The following is a 16,748-nucleotide window of genomic DNA, read 5'->3' as shown; positions in this document are numbered from 1 at the left end:
TGGGCGAACCCGATACCGATCTCCCTGAGTGCATCACGTTGTTCGGCCTCCTCGACGCCTTCTGCGACCACCGTGAGATGAAGCTTGCCTGCGAGGTAAGCAATCCCCTCGACCAGTTGGCGGCCCTGACTGGCCGCGCCGAGCGTGAACTGCCGGTCGATCTTGATGTAGTCGAACGGAAACCGTTGCAGGAGTGCGAGATTGCTGTTGTCGGTGCCGAAATCGTCTACCGCGTATTTCACGCCGTGCGTCTTGAGGCTCATCAGATTCCCGTAGCTGGCAGCCAGACCTTCAAGCAATCCGCGCTCCGTGATCTCGAGTACGACCTGAAAGCGGGTCTGTTTCTGTTTCAGCGTTGCACTGATGTCATGTGGAAAACAGTGCATCCCGATATGCTTTGGGCGAGATTCACGTTCACGCGAAAGCCATCCGGAAATGCACAGGACTCAAGTTCAGCCAGCGCCGTGGCGAGTACGAAGTCGGTCAGGGGAGCAATGACAGAAGTTGTCTCTATCTCACTGATGAATGTGCCCGGCATGATTACGCCCAGTCGCGGATGCCGCCAGCGCAGGAGCGCCTCGGCACCCACCCACTGACCCGTCTGCAGATCGGCCGCAGTTACGGCAATGACCCTCGCAATGGTAAAGCGGGAGGTGGAAAGGGGGTGTTGACCAAAGCTGATGAAACAGGGCGAGCGCCAGACTCGCCCTGTGTGGTATTCCGGTAGCAATGTATCGGTGTACGCGATGTTCCTTTATTGCGTCTTGACGGTTGTTGCATCGGTGTTCGCAGCCGTCATCGACGGGACGAGCAGTGCGCCAGCTGCCTCATCGGTCGATGCTCCAGCTATCGATGGCAGCCAGGTTCTCCACGGGCGAGATATACGATCCGGCGAGCTTCAATGATCGACTCCTGCTTGGGCCAAGGGAACAACGAGTGAAACCGAACTGCACGTTCTGAAAGCACGACTACGCAGCGAAATCCTGGCCAAGCGTGGCGAGTATCACTGCCTGCAGTATTGTTTGCGACAAACAAGCATTGCTTTGTCGCGAATCCGACCTCCGTAGAGTCCGTCCGAGTGATCTGGAAACGGTGCCTTAAGCTAGGTGCGCGTAAGATCTCGGCGCATTCAGGCGGACATGGCCCGAAAAATGCATCGAATTAATACACATGGGTCAGTGCGATATGTATCACGTGGCGCACGTGGCCGCTTTGCATGCTTCGCGCGCAAAGCCTTCTATGCTTTTTTTTGATCTGGAGAACGGCAATGTGTCAACTTCGGGAGATCGCGTTCTGCGGTGCAGGCCGTATAGACAAATCGACCACGTCACTAGAATATGCAGGAATCCGGAGTAGGTTAGTTAGGTTCGGGGCATAGGCTCTGCATCGTTATCGACGGATCTTGGAAGCTCCGTTGGCGCTATTCGATGAAGTTTTCGAGGCCCTTGATTCGAGCGTGATCGACATTTCGAAGACTACTGACTGCAGCTATGACATCGCTCGATGGCGGCGATGCAGGTTCCCGATCGGTTCGAGTCCCGAACGGTCTCACCCGTAGACACCCACGATTGGAATCGGAACAGGAAAATTCGGATATGAAAGAAGGATCTGGTGAAGCCATTGGGCATCACGGTGAACTTATACAGGGAGTATTTGAGGGTGAGGGGGGGCGACTGCACCGCGGCCTAGTTTCGTTGCCCTGTCGCAAGTTAACCTCAAAAGCGAAATTTTCTGACAATGGCGAGTTAGACGTCTCTGTTAGTCCACGACGTTGTACAAAGGCGAAACGGGCTGCTGAGCTTACGCTCAAGACGTTCGGACAAGCAATAAGTGGCGGGCATCTAGCGATTAGTAGCAACATCGCGGTTGGACGTGGCATGGGGTCGTCTACTGCAGATGTTGTGGCCACGATACTAGCCGTCATGGACTACTTGAACGTTGAAACATCAATCAATCGGGTGATGCAGATTGCCGTGGATGCCGAGACAGCATGTGACTCCACGCTGTTTTCTCAGCAGGCCGTTCTTTTCGCCCAACGTGAGGGATTCGTAATTGAAGCCTTCAAGAATTCACTGCCCTACATCGACCTTATCAGTGTCGATGCAGCAGCGGCAAAGGCGATCGACACTCTTACATTCAAACCGGCTGAGTATAGCCATGTAGAGATTGAAAAGTTTCGTTCACTGCGGGCGCTTCTACGTCAAGCTATCAACAATTCCGACCTTAACTTGCTCGGCCGCGTCGCCACCGCGAGCGCTCGCATCAACGAGCGATTCTTGCCAAAACTGTACTTGGATCGCATTGAAGAAATAGGTGGTAGACATGGCGCAATCGGTGTGCAGGTTGCTCATAGTGGAACTGTGGTTGGCTTGATGTTTAACCCTGCGGACGATAGAACCGCTGAACGTATCGAGTTGGCCGCCCGCGATCTCGAAGGTGCGGGTTTTGAACCGCCCATCGCATACACTCAACCAGTTCGTGGAAAAGAAAAATGTTCGATCGTGTCCTAATGCGAAATTTAGAGGATTTCGAAAATCCTCGAATCATTGAACTGAGCAACGATTTCTATGGCGCCAGCTTCTTTCTTATGAAGCTACTGCCAGCGCGATACATGTTGGAACGCGCGTCGGAACAGGGGCAGTTAAACCCCGGGTGCACCATCTGCGAGTCGTCATCAGGTACTTTCGGTCTTGCCCTGGCCATGCTTGCAGTGCAGTATGGATACAAGCTAATACTCGTTAGCGACTGGGGGCTTGACCGGCATCTTCACGGAAGACTCCTGGAGCTTGGAGTACATGTGGAAATTGTCGACAGCCCCGCACGCTGCGGCGGCCTTCAGCAAGCTCGGTTGAATCGCCTAGCCAAATATCTGGAGGAAATCCCTGGCAGCTATTGGCCTTCGCAGTACTCCAATCCAGATAATCCCCACTCGTATGGAAAATTTGCGGAAACCTTAATCGAGAGAATAGGAAGGATCGACTGTTTGGTCGGCCCTGTTGGATCAGGCGGGTCGATGTGCGGCACAACAAGGTTTCTACGTGCACTGTTTCCCGAATTGCGGGCAATTGGTGTCGATACCCCAAATTCTGTTCTGTTCGGCCAATCCAGCGGAAAACCGATCGGCCTGAGCGGTCTCGGTGGCGCGTTTGTACCTTCCAATGTCGACCACACGCAGTTCGACGAGATACATTGGATTACGCCGACCGAGGCGTACCAAGCCACTCATCGATTGCATCGAGACCACGGTCTATTTATGGGTCCCACTAGCGGTGCGGCATATCAAGTAGCCGAGTGGTGGTCGCACAATAACCCAGACAATAAGGTCGTGGCGATTTTTCCAGACGAGGGACATCGCTATGCGGAGACGGTCTATAACGAGGACTGGCTCTCATCCATACCTGATTGGCCCGCGTCAGTGCCGCTGCAACCGGTAGTTATCGAAGCGCCTACTCAGGAACTGACCGTCTGGTCGACTTATGCTTGGAACAGGCGAACGCTCGACGAAGTCCTTTCTGAGCACGTCGAAGGAAGGGGCACGAAATCGCTGGCGTTTCCGCGGGAGATGGCAGCAGCCCTATCTTCGTCTGAACTTGAATCGGACGGGCAACGCAAGGCCTCTAACGTCTTTCAAGTAACGCAAGGTGCAACGCTAATGGCCTTGTCACGCTTTGACGGCGCGAGCGTCGCGCACCTTGAGTTGAAGCCGGAGCAAAGGCAGTTTGTGGAGCCGTTGTACGCGGTGTTCCAAGAACTCCAATGCGGTGCTCATCCCGAAAATGAGCACCCGTTCTCGGTGACGGTCGGGGAAGAAGTCGTTGGTTTTTTTGTCCTCCGCGAAAATGCCGCATTGCCGGAGTGGGCACCATCGGACGCCATCACTTTGCACAGTTTTCGCATTGACCGAGCATATCAGGGCAATGGGTATGGTAAGGCCGCCGTCGGGTTGATGGTTCATTGGATTCGATTAAATAAGCCATATGCACCTCGTCTCATGCTAGCTGTCAATGAGCGCAACGCGATAGGGAGGCAAGTTTACATCAACTCGGGTTTTCACGATACAGGTATCAATTATTGCGGACCTACTGGTCTTCAAGATGTTTTCGAGTACATATTAAAGTAAGGCAGTTATGTGATATTCAGAACCGAAGTTTTGGGTAGTCTCAGTTGTCGCCGTAGCTAAGCGAGATCGGACGTAATTCATCGTGCAGAACTCTTATGCGATCGGCGCCCGCTGCAGGCTCGCAGAGCACGTTGCTGAGCTTACGATTCATGTCTCCAGTCGTGATGGCATTCGTGATTGTGGGACCAGAATACACACTGCAACGGGGCACGGGGACGATGGAGTCTGGCTAAGGCCATGCGAAGGATCGAGCCACTCGATGCAGCAGGCACACGAACGGATGCGGCAGCACATCCGCGCGGTACGCCATCTCAATACTAAAGGGAGTTGGCATTACGAGGATTCACACGACGCCATACGCATCGACGCTTCAGTCAGCGAACTAAGAACTGTACATCAGCAAATCGAAAGACACTTCGCGAATTTGCATCTCATTGATGAATTGAAGAGGCTTGGCGATATGTTTGTGAGCGACAACCGTTTTTCCAGTGTAGCTTTACGCGCAATTGCATTTATGTCATGCGGGACGTTTCTTTTTGCGGTGAGTGATGCGCTTGCGAGGCTTCTTTCGACCCGGTACCCACCAAATGAAATGACATTCTTTCGGATGTTGTTCGGATTACTTCCCGCTGCGTACATGCTTGGACGTCTAGGTGTTTTTGAAAGAAAATTGAGAATGCGTCGTCTTTTGGGGCATTTTCTTAGAGCGATCACCGCGTTGAGCGCGCGCCTCCTTTTTTTTGCTGGCTTAGTTCGTCTGCCGCTGTCAACCGCTGTGGCACTGCAGTACACGGAAGTGATCTTCATTTACTTACTTGCCGTCGTTTTCCTGTCAGAGCGTTTTCGATTTTCGATAGCATTAGCTTCGATTGCTGGGTTTATCGGAGTTTTCATGGTTTCATTGCCTCTCACCGAAATTAAGGGGTCGATTTCTGGAGTGAGTCTAGTCCTGCTTAGCTCTCTATTTGGCGCGGCTTCGATTATTCAGGTCAAGAACCTTTCGAGAACCGAAAGTCCGGTAACAATCGTTTTCTATTCCAATGTAATTTCTACAATTCTTAGCGGGATGTCACTTCTTTTCGCTTGGGTGATGCCTAATGAGAGGGATCTGGGATACATGGTGCTGATAGGGCTGACTGGTGGAGTAGGACAATTGTTGCTAACCGTCGCGCTTTCAAACGCAGCCGCGTCACTTTTGGCTCCCTTCGGCTACTTCGGCGTCGTATGGGCAATCGTTTTCGAGTATCTGATCTGGGGCGAAGCGATTTCTGCAAAAACCGCGGTTGGATTCGTGGTAATCATCGGAACCGCACTCTATCTTTGTATGTCGGACAAGCGGTCCGATGCGAGTTGAGCCATCCGATCGGCAGCAGCGCGGAGTCGCGTGAAACGGATGATTAAGCAGTAGTAGTCCGAAGGTACGGCAAGTTGTAGTACTCTAACGACTATCGAAGACTTTGAGAAGGATGCCGAGTGAAGTGACGAGGGTAGGCGCAAGGTCCGCAAGTGATATACGCCGACGATAGCGTCCGAATTTGTAGTCGGGGAATTCGGCACTCTGGGAGCCGAATGGTCTGAACCAGTAGAGTCATAGTGACGGAGATTGCTACTTGCGAGAATGCTAAATGATTGTCGCGTCGAATTGGCGCTTGAGTTATGGTGCACTAGAAAGAATCTGCTACAAGCATAGGTCTTCATGGGAAACTCTGATACCGATGAATAAAATTTCATTGCCAAATAATGGATCGAGTCTTCACGAGATAGTACGCGAAGAGATATCGAGACGTATCGCTGCCGGGGTATACAAGCCGGGTGATGCGATCACGTCGACCGCGCAACTTGTCGCGGAATTCGGCGTGAGTTCTACCACGGTCAAACGAGCCTTGCGCGATCTCCGATGTGCCGGTCTGTTGACATCGATGCCGGGGAAAGGGACATTTGTGAAACATCGGTGTCGCTTTATCCAAGAATTGGATGTTTGTATGTCATCATCCTTAGACAATGCACGGTGGCTTGACTTTCAGACGAAGATAGAATTAGTTTCAATATCAAGGGAGAGGGTCAGTAACTCGACGCTAAGCATTTTCGATCCGCAGGATAAAGTTCTCGTCTGCATTCGCAAGGTGATATACGCTGACGAGGTGCCTATTATGTACGACTCGTCATTTCTTCCCGTGAACATTTCGGATGAGATAATCGACGAGTTTAGTGAATGCTTCATCATTGATGCGCTCCGGCGACACAACGTCGATGTCAAGGATATCTCGCTTATCATCGATTCGGCGCCTGCCTCTCGGGAAGCTCAGCAGGTATTCCAAGCTCCAAATGGCTATCCAACGTTGCGACGACTCTACAAATCTAACAATTCGACTTTGTCGGTTTTTGGCGTAGTTGAATCGCCGTTCGATCGGTTAGCCTGCCGGATTGGTTTCGTCAGTTCGCAATTTTCGAAAATCGATAAAAAAAAATGAGCTTTTGCAAACGATACGCGCATTCATCGTTACCATATCGCTTACAGCTATCTCCCGTTGGCCAGCGCGATGAATAACCTGCCTATTTGAATTTATGGAACGCGCTATATCAAGTGAGCGTTTTACCGGCGAGAGGCCGGGTGTCTTAACTCCGGAAAGTTTACCTGATCGGGTCGTATCCACCGGCACTAGTCCGCTGCGTCATTGAATTGGCACCGCTCGAATGCGACGCGAAGGATCGTCATATTTCCACTTGATCGGCTTCGGGTTCTTGTTGTGCTCGCGAATGTAATGCATCAGTTTGCGATCCAGATCCTTCACCGAAATGAAGATGCCGCGCGCGATAACATCGCGCTGGATGCGCGAGAACCAGTTCTCCACCTGGTTGAGCCCATCTCGTTATACAGAAGTGGTGCAGTAGCAGACGTTTATCCGAAAACGCATTGAGCGATGCACCGGCGTGACGGGGATTGTTAACGGCCGGAATTTCGCGTTTACTCTCGACTTTTCGAATGCAGATTCGTAATGAGCCGGGAGCGTGGGTGGACGAGGAATTTGAAACACGGGATCTGGGCGACCCGAGGCGGGATCGTCGCGCGAAGGAATTACTAAAGCGGTTTGCCGCGCGTCCCACGGCCAGTATTCCGGGTGCCTGTGAGGGCTGGGCCGAGACCATGGCGGCGTACCGCTTTCTGGGCAATGAGCACATCGACTGGCGCGACATGATGCAGCCGCACTGGGAGCGCACCGCTGCGCGCATGGGTGAGTAACCGGTAGTCCTGTGCGTGGCTGACACGACCGAGCTGACCTTCAACGGCCAGGACATCGAGGGAGGCGGCCCGCTCAGTTATGAAGCGCAGGTGGGCATGTATCTTCACGCGACCTATGCGGTCACACTGGATCGCGAGGCGCTGGGTGTCATGAACGCCTGGATGTGGGCACGCGAGCCGCGCGACGACGTCGCGCAGGATCAACTGAAACCGGTAGTACCAGCGCACGGCGCAACTGATGACGATCGCGGGGAAGCGATGGCCGCGATAAAGCGATTTGGTGTTCTGCATCGCCAGATCTTACCCGACTCAGTTAGCAACGTGACAATGCCGTGACGCCGTACCGCCGCCAACGCCAGGTCGGAACTCTTGGACATCGAGCCGCGTGTATCCGCATGGGCAACTTTATTCGGTTGGAAAGGTCACCTGAGTATGTGATGCCCTTTAAGGCAACAGCAGGCGCGGGCTGATCGAACGAGCGTCAAGTGTATATCGTAAGGCCCCAGAAGTGCGGTGCGCTGTAGGGCATGCAGACGCAAGGTGAACATTGAATATATTAGGCAACTGAACAAGGAGAAAGATGTGGCTGGAACAAACGTGGCGTTCACGACCGAGGAGTACCGACATCGACTGGCAAGGGTTCAAACGGAGGTCCAGAATCGTAACCTGGTTGGGCTTTTGGTGCATTCACCCCACAACATCTGCTACTTGGCTGGCTATCACACGTCGGGGTATTTCGCATATCAAGTGTTGTTCATTCCTGCGGAAGGCGAGCCTTTGCTGCTAGTGAGGGAATCGGAGCGTCTACATGCAGATGTGTTTTCGTGGCTCGAAATCGACCATCAAGCGGTATACCTCGATATCGAAGATCCAGCCGTGGTCACAGGAAAATGGTTAAATAAATTGGGCTGGACGAATGCCGACCGGGCTATTGGCCTCGAAAAGAGTTGCTTCAATCTGCCAGTTCGAGACTATGAAAAAATTAGCGCGGCCGCGCAACCAAATACGCTAATCGACGCGTCGGGTCTGGTCAATCGACTGCGACTCATCAAATCCCCACAAGAGGTCGAATACGCTCGTCGTGCCGCGAGGACGGTCGATATTGGAATGAAGGCTGGCCTGGAAGCGCTCGCTGTCGGGAAAACAGAACTTGAGATCGCCGCAGCTATTCAAGAACAGCAGATCTTGGCCGGTACAGAGTACCAAAGCTTACCGAACTACGTGTCGTCGGGCGAGCGGATTCGTAGAGGTCATTCCACGCCAACGGAGAAGGTTATCGAGCGTGGCGACCTTCTAAAATTCGAGATAACCGGATCAGTAAACCGATATCACGCCGCACTGATGCGAACGGCGATCATGGGCAAGCCTTCGGACGAAGTTCTGAGGGTGTCTGAACTGCTAATTACCTGCCAACATCGAGCCTTTCAGTTGATGAAACCCGGTGCCGTCTCGGGCGACGTTGATGCCGCAGTGCGGGAGCCCGTGCTAGAGGCTGGGTTGAGAAAGACGTATCTGCCGCGGATCGGTTATTCGTTGGGGATCGGCTTTCCTCCCGTATCGGGTGAGTGGGAAGTGTGTGACTTCATGGCAAATGATACATGGATTCTCCAGCCTGGAATGATTTTTCATATGGTCGTTAATGCCAACGGTATATCTTTTAGTGAAACCATGCTGGTCACCGAATCTGGTCCGGAACGGCTTACAACACTACCGCGCGAGCTCTACGTGGTGGAGTAATCCCGCAGGCCACAGTAAGGAGGTATTTGCCTCCCGAATCGGAAGATGCTACGCCAGCGACGAGTGCGGGGGCGCGGGAGTCACTTGCGTACGATCGTCCGGAGCGTTAGGCCATTTTATGGCCGGGGCGACGTCTTCACATTCGAAAATCGATTAGACTCGCGCATCCACGACGAAACAACTGGGCACGGCTGTCGGCGCTCGAGCTTCGGCCTGATCCGGCAGCACTTCGCGCTCAAGCGACACTTGCTGCGTGCCTCGCTCTATCGCAAACAACTCGCATCTCGATTCGCTGCGTGGCGCGAATTCACCGGCATGGCTCAAAATCCGTCCGCTGTCTCCTGAGCGATTGACTCTTCGCCGTAGTCCGTGCCACTGGCCGACAGGGCGCTTGTCTCGCTCGGTACCGGTTCCGTCTTGCGTCGCACCATAGCATGCCCGCGTAATGCAGACTGGTTAACAACGGAATAGAGCGCAATTCTCCGATGGACCATGCATCAAACTCGTGTCGCCCCCGACACAAAAGGTGAGCTGAGTGCTTTTGATACACGATCGTGGATGCTCTATCGTAACGATGACACGACGATATTTGATGTGTACACAACGAATGCAGGGGATAAATAGAAATGAAAAGCGCTGTGTAGAATGCGGGCGTGCATGGCACGACACCTGCAGGAAAGCTGTTTGCACGGGCACGCTCCGGACAATGAGGACTCGACAGCACGCGACAACTCGTTGTCCGCGCTGATCAACCGCGTCGACGACGCTGATGTCAGCTAGCGGCGGATGGGAGGTCAACCCTAAGGACCGGATTCCCTGGCTCGAACGAAAGCGTTGCCGGACGACTAACGGTGTATGGAGTTCTCGGATATCTGCTGAAGACGCGACCGCGCAAAGCCTAAATCGCTGTTCCTGGGTGTTATAACAAAAGAGTTGAAGAACATGCATTGTGATCGACCGAACCCATCACCGCCGATGCGTAGCCTCGCTGATATGAGTACCGGTACCATACACTTCCGTCTCCCACGCGGTCTGCCATTACCGGCCGGATTGTCATGCACGATAGTCTCATTTGAGCCCAGTGCCCGAACACTGGCATATTCACCCGTTAGGCCAACGATTGTTCGCGACCGCGTGTCGAATGGCGGTCTAAATCCGCACAAATCTGGCGGCGTTACATAGAGGCGGCGTGACGCGAGCGAAAAAAGAACTCGCGGAAGTGATCAACACATCGTGACCGGGATGTTGATGCAGGGCACGGCGAAGGGAGCCAGTAGGGCGACTGCAGACGTGCCCTGCATCGGGGCGTGCCGTCCTCATGGTAGAAAGGCGTTTGCCAAAGAAGAACAACAGGCGCAGCGCCGGCCTCAACCGCCAAGTCCAGTCCGGCGCCGCACCTCCACAAGGGATTCTACTGCGGTCGCGACTGCTCTTTGGCTTCGCGTCGGGCCAGTCAGCGGGAGGCTGGCCGCCGCTACCAGCGCGGCCGGCGCGGACGTTTTGCGCATGCCGACAAGCGATGTCGATGTCGATGTCAAAGCCAGTAGAGCCATCGACATCGACATCGACGACGTCGGCATCGCGGCACAGTGCAGCGTGTGCTTGCCCAGGCAGGCTTGCCACGGCTGGGCGCAGTGCAGGGGCCCTCGCGAAGAGACCCCAATCTGCCCTTCATCCATGAGACGCTGAGCAAGTTCCCTTCGCTCGGCGAGCCGCCTGTATGCGATGGTGGGCGAGCGTGGTTACCGGGGCAACATCCAATTCCTTTGTTTGCACCGTTGACGAGTGCGATGGAAGTGCTGTGCCTGGTTGCTCCACTCGAAATGATGGGCCGGAGCGATCCGCTTACGTTAGAATAAAAGCGGAACGCCGCTCCGGTTGCGGGTTATGCGGAACATTGCTCCACATAACAAGGGGTAAGTGAATTGAGCAGCAAGACCAACAGGTCACCGAATGATGGAACTGCATCGCGTTCCGTGCGCGCTGACGTGCGGCGGAACATAGACACGCTCCTGCGAACGGCACTCGCTGTTTCCGAATCTTCCGGCGTCGATGCGAAGGCCCATACGCGCGGAATCGGCCGATGCGGCGAGCGCGTACGATTTCCGATGATGCCCCGCGCCGCTACATCGATGTATTCACGCCCACGATCATCCTCGCGTCGAGGAGCACGACACCGGATCAAGCCGCGACTCAGCTTACGAAGGGCACGCGTCTGCTCGGCGTGCAGACTGTCATCGCGCACAGCTTTGAGCGGACTCATCGCAGCAATCTCGCGTGCCTCGGCGTCCTGCTGCCGTTATCGGCGACGACAGCGCGCAATGGCCCGGACTCGATGGCAGCGTCTTTCGGGTTCAACCGATTGATACGCTTTGTTGCCAGCGAGCGTATTCAAAGATCCAAAACGCCACCGCACGACAAACTTTCCGCCCGTCATACAACAACAATCTCATCATCGAGTACGAATTCCTAACCAGAACGTTCGCGGAATGGCGGCAGGCATCCGAGTAAGAGCCCGACAGTCGTACCGGCCTCGTCACTTCCTCGCACTTCAGAATTCCCCACCGGACGAAGCGACCGCCTACTTATCGTTGGGGCTTCGGCCGAAGGGGCCGAAGTTCAACTCATCCCTAGGCTTCAAAACGAGCGATGCAAGGCATTGAAGTGCTATTATACCTGGTCTTACCGGTATCGGGCATGACAACACTGTTGTTGGGCGAGAGCGATCCGGGCCCGGTCTTCAGCAACGAACAGAGTTTCTAGATGAACACACGTGTTTTGACCCAAAACGGTTCGCCTCTTCACGAAGTCGTGCGCGCTGAGATTTCGCGACGGATCGCCGATGGAATATATAAACCGGGCGATGCGATCATGTCGACCGCGCAACTTGGCGAAGAGTTCGGCGTCAGTTCGATCACGGTAAAGCGCGCGCTGCGGGATCTCCAGTCCGCGGGGGTGCTGACTTCGATCCCTGGTAAGGGAACCTTCGTCAAGGATCGCCGCCGTTTTATTCGAGAGGTCGATGTATGTATGTCGTCCCAGGACGATGCACGGCGGCATGGTTTCGATACAAAGATCGAACTGGTGTCAATCACGAAAGAAAGGATCACTGACCCAGCCTTGGGCGTCTTCAACGTTCCGAGCAAGGTCTTACTTTGCGTTCGCAAGGTGATCTATGCAGACGGGGTGCCAATCATGTATGACTCGTCGTACGTGCCCACCCATATCGCAGACGAAATCGTTGATGAGTTCGGCGAACTCTACATAGTTGATGCACTCCGGCGGCATAACGTTGACATCGAGGACGTCTCGATAATCATCGATGCGTCGCCCGCCTCGGCGGACGCCCAACGGATATTCTCGGTCCCGAATGGCTACCCGACCCTGCGCCGACTTTACGACATCAAGAGCAAAGATCCGGCGATGTTTGTCATTGGCATTGTCGAGTCACCCTTCGACCGGCTGGCTTGCTCGGTCAAGCTCAATTCCTTGCAGCTTTCGAAGATGACGAAGGCAAGGAAGTAAATCACCCGCGTACGGTCGTTCTTTGTAGATACGGCCAATCGCAACCGGCCCGCTGGTCCGGCGCACCGACGTGAGCGTGAACCCTTGTTGGGCGACGCTCTGTGACTTCCAGCGCCCCCTTATCTGATTCGACAGGCCATGCCATAGTTCAGCTCGCCTGAGCTCCGCCAACATCTTCCCAAAGCTCGCAGAACATCGCCGCACGTCGCACTCGCGCTTACCGTGCGATGGGTCGCGCGCCATCTTTGATTTGGAGCAAGTGGTCTGGCTGCGCAGCAACTGTGCTGATATGTGAGCGTACTCTAACCGGAAGCAATTTCTGTCGTTTGCTAAATCTCGAGCCGCACCGGCGGAGCGTAGCCTTCGCCACTGGCCGATCAGAACGGCGGTCTCTCGGCGGTTCTCGCCGTCGATTCGCGTCCGCTAGTGACGGTCCTAGGTTGACACGCTTGATCGCGATGATATAGTTGGTATATCTGGAATATCTAATCCGTCTTCCAATTCTCCCTACCGGAACTAACGAAATGAACCGCCTTTCGGACTCAACAGTCGGTTTGCTTGCACGCTACGTGTGCAGTCTGAAATCCTCCGACATTCCCGGCAAAACCAAAAAGCACGCGGGCATGTGTGTGCTTGATACGCTCGCGGCCGCCGTAGCCGGGCTGCATGCGCCGAGCGTCGTAGCGGCCCGCGAGGCCAGTATGACGTTGTTCGGGAATGGGGAAATCCCTCTCTGGTTTGATGGGAGACGGACAACAACGGCCGGCGCAATCTTCGCCAACAGTTCTGCAGCGGCTGTGCTCGATATGGATGATGGACACAGCGAGGCCCGTGGACATCCGGCCGCTGCAGTCGTCCCTGCGGTGCTCAATCTCGCCGTAGAAATCGGGGCTTCCGCCGATGACGTTCTGAGCGCGATCGCCATAGGCTACGAGGTGGGGATCAGGATTAAAGCCGCGCGAGGCGACCACGGACAAAAAGGATGGAATGGCCAGTCCGGGGTGTGGACTGGGTTTTGTGTTGCAGCGGCAACGGGTTGGCTACTCAAGGCTTCGCAAGACCAAATCGCCAATAGCATAGCCTTGGCCGCCGTGTACAGTCCCAATCTCGTCGCAACGTCGTACACAAAGGAGCTTGGGGCAGATGTGAAGGAAGGCATTCCTTTGAGTGCCGTCGTCGGCTATAGCTCAATGATCCTCGCCAGGCTTGGTCATGCGGGCTTCACTGATACGCTCGATCACCCGCCATTCTATGACGCGGCGCTCATTCTTCGCGGGTTGGGCGAGGAGGAAATGAAGATCAATGGGAATTATTTCAAACCGTACGCGACATGTCGACATTTTCACGCAGCACTGAGCGCGCTTGAAACGATGATGGCAGACCATAACATCAACGCGAGCGATATTACTGCGATCAAGGTCCATATCTATGACTACGCGCTGAGGCTGTCCAATAAGACCCGGCCTGAAAATCTGACTGACATCCAATACAGCATTCCCTATTGCATGGCGATCGTTGCAATTTTGGGCGCTGATCCATTGATGCCGATCGATGACTCATTGCTTGGACGTCCGGAGCTTGTCGCCCTTGCCGAAAAGGTTGAGATCATTCCAGATCCGGAATACAGCGCGAAGTATCCGCGGATTGCGCTTAACCGTGTGGAAGTCGTTACCGCAGGCGAAACGTATTCGTCACCGACGATGCGGCCGCCCTGTGACCCCGACGCGCCGATGTCGATGGAGCAACTGGAACGCAAGTTTCGAACGGCATCGCGCGAGGTGCTGCACGCGAGGCAGCAGGAAGACTTGCTTCATGCGTTCACTTGTCTACTGAATGGAGAAATCGCGCCATTGCTCGAAACAATCGCGAAACCAGCGAGGATCGACGCGTAATGCAGAAAGGGGGAGCCCTCGAATCTACCGTTGGCCAGCGCGCCAATGGTCCGCTCGTGCTGCGAGCATTATCGTGTTGAATCAGCGAATCGAATCCATGAAAGTTACAGAAACGGAGCAAAAGGAAACGGCCGTGCCGCGGGCAAATTCATCCGCAAAGCGGCCGTTGTTGGGCGTCATCAAACTGGACGACGGCGACGCATCCGAGGCGGCCAACGAGGGGCCAGTGATGCCCTTTGCGGTAGATGATCCAGCATACTGGACGGTGCCGTTGTGCAAGACGATTGCCAAGGGCGCCGACGCAGCTGCGAACAAGGTCCCGACGCCAGAGGCCGCCCGCGGCATCCTTGAAGCGGCACAACGGCTCGACGGCCATACCGACATGATTATCGGCGGGTGCGGATATATGTGGGCCTCGCGCAAGCATCTTTACGAGCAAACCTCGACCCCCGTGCTGACCAGCGCACTCGAGTTCCTCGATCTCGCTCTGCGCATGACCAAACTGCCCGTCGGAATCATCACTTGGGACGCTGTGCCCCTTATGCCTTTGCTGAAAGAGTACCCCGGCATCGAGCGGCTCCGTTTCGTGACCATTCGCGATTTGCCTGACTTTCAAAAATGGGTCTTGGATCCATGCGGTGAACAAGCGCCATGCGGATGGAGCAAGGAGCGCATTGCGCAACAATTGAGCGACCGATTGTCGGGGGCATTCGGCAGGGATGGCGTCTTCAATGATGTGGGCGTACTGGTGCTCGAATGCACGTTAATGCCCGACTTCCGAGACACCATCCGTGCGCTGACGGCTATTCCAATACTCGACCTCCTGAGTTTTGCTAAGGCAGCGCTTCAATAGTCGCCGCGCGACCTGCCGCCCTCCACGGCGGTCAGGTCTTCCCTCTTTTGATCGATAGTTAGCTTGATACGGCCGACATTTGCGAATCGGCATCTACTATAAGTAACGGAGACATCAACATGAGAAGCACCAGAGAAGCGCTGGCGCGCATCACATTGGGCGCGGTAGTTGTCACAGCAGTGCTCGCCTCTCAGCTCAGCTTCGCGCAGACCACCAGGGACGACGTCATTACAGACGCGATCATCGGTGAACCACCCGGACTGGACCCGCTGCTGACGACGACTGACGTGGTCGCCAGCCCGAGCGAGCACATCTTTGAGACGCTCTTCACCTTCGATTCGCACTGGAAAGTCCGCCCGCTGCTGGCCGAAAACATGCCGACGACCAGCGCGGATGGTCTGACTTACACAATCTCAATCCGCAAGGGGGTGACCTTCCAAGACGGTACAAAGATGACGGTAGAGGACGTGGTCGCCTCACTCAAGCGATGGGAGAGAGCAGCTACGCTTGGCAAAGGTTCGGCCAATTTTGGTATAGAGAAGATCGACGCCACCGACGATCATACCATCTCGATCAAGCTGAAGGAGCCTTATGCACCGCTCTTGGCGCTCCTCGCTTACCCGGAGTCGGCCGCCATCATCGTGCCGCAGAAGAACATCAAGGGTGATCAGCTCACTGCGCTGGTTGGCACCGGCCCTTATAGTCTCGCGGAACACAAAGCTGATCAATACATCAAGCTTGTCCGCTTCAAGGGGTATGTCTCGCGCAAGGAACCTGCCGATGGGACGTTCGGCGAGCGTAAACAGCTCCCGAGCGAGATCGATTTCATTCCGGTCCCCGACAACAATACGCGCGTCGAGGGTGCCGTTGCTGGACAGTACGACTATGCCGACGGTCTTCCGATCGAAGCATACGATCGGCTTCAAAAAAGCGGCAAATCCGCGCCAGTCCTTCTCCCGGATCTCGGCTGGCCATTTTTTGCGTTCAACCTGCGAGCCGGCCCGATGAGCCATCTGAAGCTTCGCCAGGCTGTTGCCGCGGCGTTGTGCCCGGCAGATATGCTGCAGGCGGCTTTCGGCGACAAAAAATTCTACAACCTGGATGCCGCGCTCTACCCGAAGAGTTACGGCTGGCACAACGAGGAAGGCGCGCAGGTCTACAACCAGCACGATCCACAGAAAGCGGCCAAGCTCCTCAAGGAGGGAGGCTACGATGGCGCGCCGCTGCGCATTCTGACCTCGCACCAGTACGAGTTCCACTACCAGATGGCGGAAGTGGCGAAGGCGTGCCTCGAAGAGGCCGGCTTCAAGGTTCAACTCGACGTGGTCGATTGGGCGACGCTCACACAGCGTCGCGGGAACCCGAAGCTCTGGGACATCT

The 16,748-nt window shown here is 55.0% G+C and carries 10 protein-coding genes and 5 pseudogenes; 12 read left to right on the top strand and 3 right to left on the bottom strand.

The window, feature by feature from the left end:
• Positions 1-589: pseudogene (locus tag BMW76_RS38695) on the bottom strand (EAL domain-containing protein); the annotation flags it as partial.
• Positions 590-1,595: 1,006 nt separating this feature from the next.
• On the opposite strand from BMW76_RS38695, the gene BMW76_RS38690 reads away from it, so the two are divergent.
• The 4 genes from BMW76_RS38690 (at position 1,596) to BMW76_RS38675 (ending at position 6,591) form a co-directional block, all read left to right on the top strand.
• Entirely contained in the window at positions 1,596-2,510 is a 915-nt protein-coding gene (locus tag BMW76_RS38690; protein WP_245763571.1) for a GHMP family kinase ATP-binding protein, read from the top strand.
• Complete coding sequence (locus tag BMW76_RS38685) at positions 2,492-4,120, top strand: pyridoxal-phosphate dependent enzyme (RefSeq protein WP_090873979.1); 1,629 nt, start codon at positions 2,492-2,494, stop codon at positions 4,118-4,120. Before BMW76_RS38690 ends, BMW76_RS38685 begins: the two co-directional genes overlap by 19 nt.
• Before the next feature lie 259 nt (positions 4,121-4,379).
• The gene (locus tag BMW76_RS38680) at positions 4,380-5,474 is read left to right on the top strand and encodes a DMT family transporter (RefSeq protein ID WP_245763570.1); all 1,095 of its coding nucleotides are present in this window, start codon (positions 4,380-4,382) and stop codon (positions 5,472-5,474) included.
• A 361-nt stretch (positions 5,475-5,835) separates the two neighbouring features.
• The gene (locus BMW76_RS38675; protein ID WP_090873978.1) at positions 5,836-6,591 is read left to right on the top strand and encodes a GntR family transcriptional regulator; all 756 of its coding nucleotides are present in this window, start codon (positions 5,836-5,838) and stop codon (positions 6,589-6,591) included.
• A 201-nt stretch (positions 6,592-6,792) separates the two neighbouring features.
• On the opposite strand, the pseudogene BMW76_RS42365 reads toward BMW76_RS38675, so the two are convergent.
• Positions 6,793-6,981 (bottom strand): annotated as a pseudogene (locus BMW76_RS42365) (IS630 family transposase); the annotation flags it as partial.
• Positions 6,982-7,103: 122 nt separating this feature from the next.
• On the opposite strand from BMW76_RS42365, the pseudogene BMW76_RS38665 reads away from it, so the two are divergent.
• Positions 7,104-7,550, top strand: a pseudogene (locus tag BMW76_RS38665) (IS4/Tn5 family transposase DNA-binding protein); the annotation flags it as partial.
• Here the strand turns inward: BMW76_RS38665 and BMW76_RS40860 are convergent.
• A pseudogene (locus BMW76_RS40860) lies at positions 7,544-7,652 on the bottom strand (IS6 family transposase); the annotation flags it as partial. The pseudogenes BMW76_RS38665 and BMW76_RS40860 sit on opposite strands and share 7 nt — an antisense overlap.
• Before the next feature lie 249 nt (positions 7,653-7,901).
• Here BMW76_RS40860 and BMW76_RS38660 point away from each other — a divergent pair.
• From BMW76_RS38660 to BMW76_RS38620, 7 genes and pseudogenes are all read left to right on the top strand, one after another.
• Positions 7,902-9,098, top strand: coding sequence for a M24 family metallopeptidase (locus BMW76_RS38660; protein ID WP_218162590.1), 1,197 nt, complete (start codon positions 7,902-7,904; stop codon positions 9,096-9,098).
• Between the two features lie 201 nt (positions 9,099-9,299).
• Positions 9,300-9,443: pseudogene (locus BMW76_RS38655) on the top strand (IS6 family transposase); the annotation flags it as partial.
• A 1,738-nt stretch (positions 9,444-11,181) separates the two neighbouring features.
• Positions 11,182-11,571, top strand: a complete 390-nt coding sequence (locus tag BMW76_RS42570) for a hypothetical protein (protein WP_090873977.1) — start codon at positions 11,182-11,184, stop codon at positions 11,569-11,571.
• 290 nt (positions 11,572-11,861) lie between these two features.
• Entirely contained in the window at positions 11,862-12,623 is a 762-nt protein-coding gene (locus tag BMW76_RS38635; protein ID WP_090873976.1) for a GntR family transcriptional regulator, read from the top strand.
• A gap of 524 nt (positions 12,624-13,147) precedes the next feature.
• The gene (locus tag BMW76_RS38630; RefSeq protein ID WP_090873975.1) at positions 13,148-14,515 is read left to right on the top strand and encodes an MmgE/PrpD family protein; all 1,368 of its coding nucleotides are present in this window, start codon (positions 13,148-13,150) and stop codon (positions 14,513-14,515) included.
• Between the two features lie 97 nt (positions 14,516-14,612).
• Positions 14,613-15,368, top strand: a complete 756-nt coding sequence (locus BMW76_RS38625) for an aspartate/glutamate racemase family protein (protein ID WP_090873974.1) — start codon at positions 14,613-14,615, stop codon at positions 15,366-15,368.
• 119 nt (positions 15,369-15,487) lie between these two features.
• The coding region (locus BMW76_RS38620; protein ID WP_090873973.1) for an ABC transporter substrate-binding protein at positions 15,488-16,748 on the top strand (1,261 nt) is incomplete at its 3' end.

The organism is Paraburkholderia diazotrophica, from assembly GCF_900108945.1.
Taxonomy (GTDB): domain Bacteria; phylum Pseudomonadota; class Gammaproteobacteria; order Burkholderiales; family Burkholderiaceae; genus Paraburkholderia; species Paraburkholderia diazotrophica.
This window is presented reverse-complemented; position numbering and strand designations above follow the sequence as displayed.

Bases quoted from the DNA above. Each gene is read 5' to 3' on its own strand.
- BMW76_RS38690 (WP_245763571.1), top strand. From the start codon at position 1,596: ATGAAAGAAGGATCTGGTGAAGCCATTGGGCATCACGGTGAACTTATA.
- BMW76_RS38685 (WP_090873979.1), top strand. From the start codon at position 2,492: ATGTTCGATCGTGTCCTAATGCGAAATTTAGAGGATTTCGAAAATCCT.
- BMW76_RS38680 (WP_245763570.1), top strand. From the start codon at position 4,380: ATGCAGCAGGCACACGAACGGATGCGGCAGCACATCCGCGCGGTACGC.
- BMW76_RS38675 (WP_090873978.1), top strand. From the start codon at position 5,836: ATGAATAAAATTTCATTGCCAAATAATGGATCGAGTCTTCACGAGATA.
- BMW76_RS42570 (WP_090873977.1), top strand. From the start codon at position 11,182: ATGCGGCGAGCGCGTACGATTTCCGATGATGCCCCGCGCCGCTACATC.
- BMW76_RS38635 (WP_090873976.1), top strand. From the start codon at position 11,862: ATGAACACACGTGTTTTGACCCAAAACGGTTCGCCTCTTCACGAAGTC.
- BMW76_RS38630 (WP_090873975.1), top strand. From the start codon at position 13,148: ATGAACCGCCTTTCGGACTCAACAGTCGGTTTGCTTGCACGCTACGTG.
- BMW76_RS38625 (WP_090873974.1), top strand. From the start codon at position 14,613: ATGAAAGTTACAGAAACGGAGCAAAAGGAAACGGCCGTGCCGCGGGCA.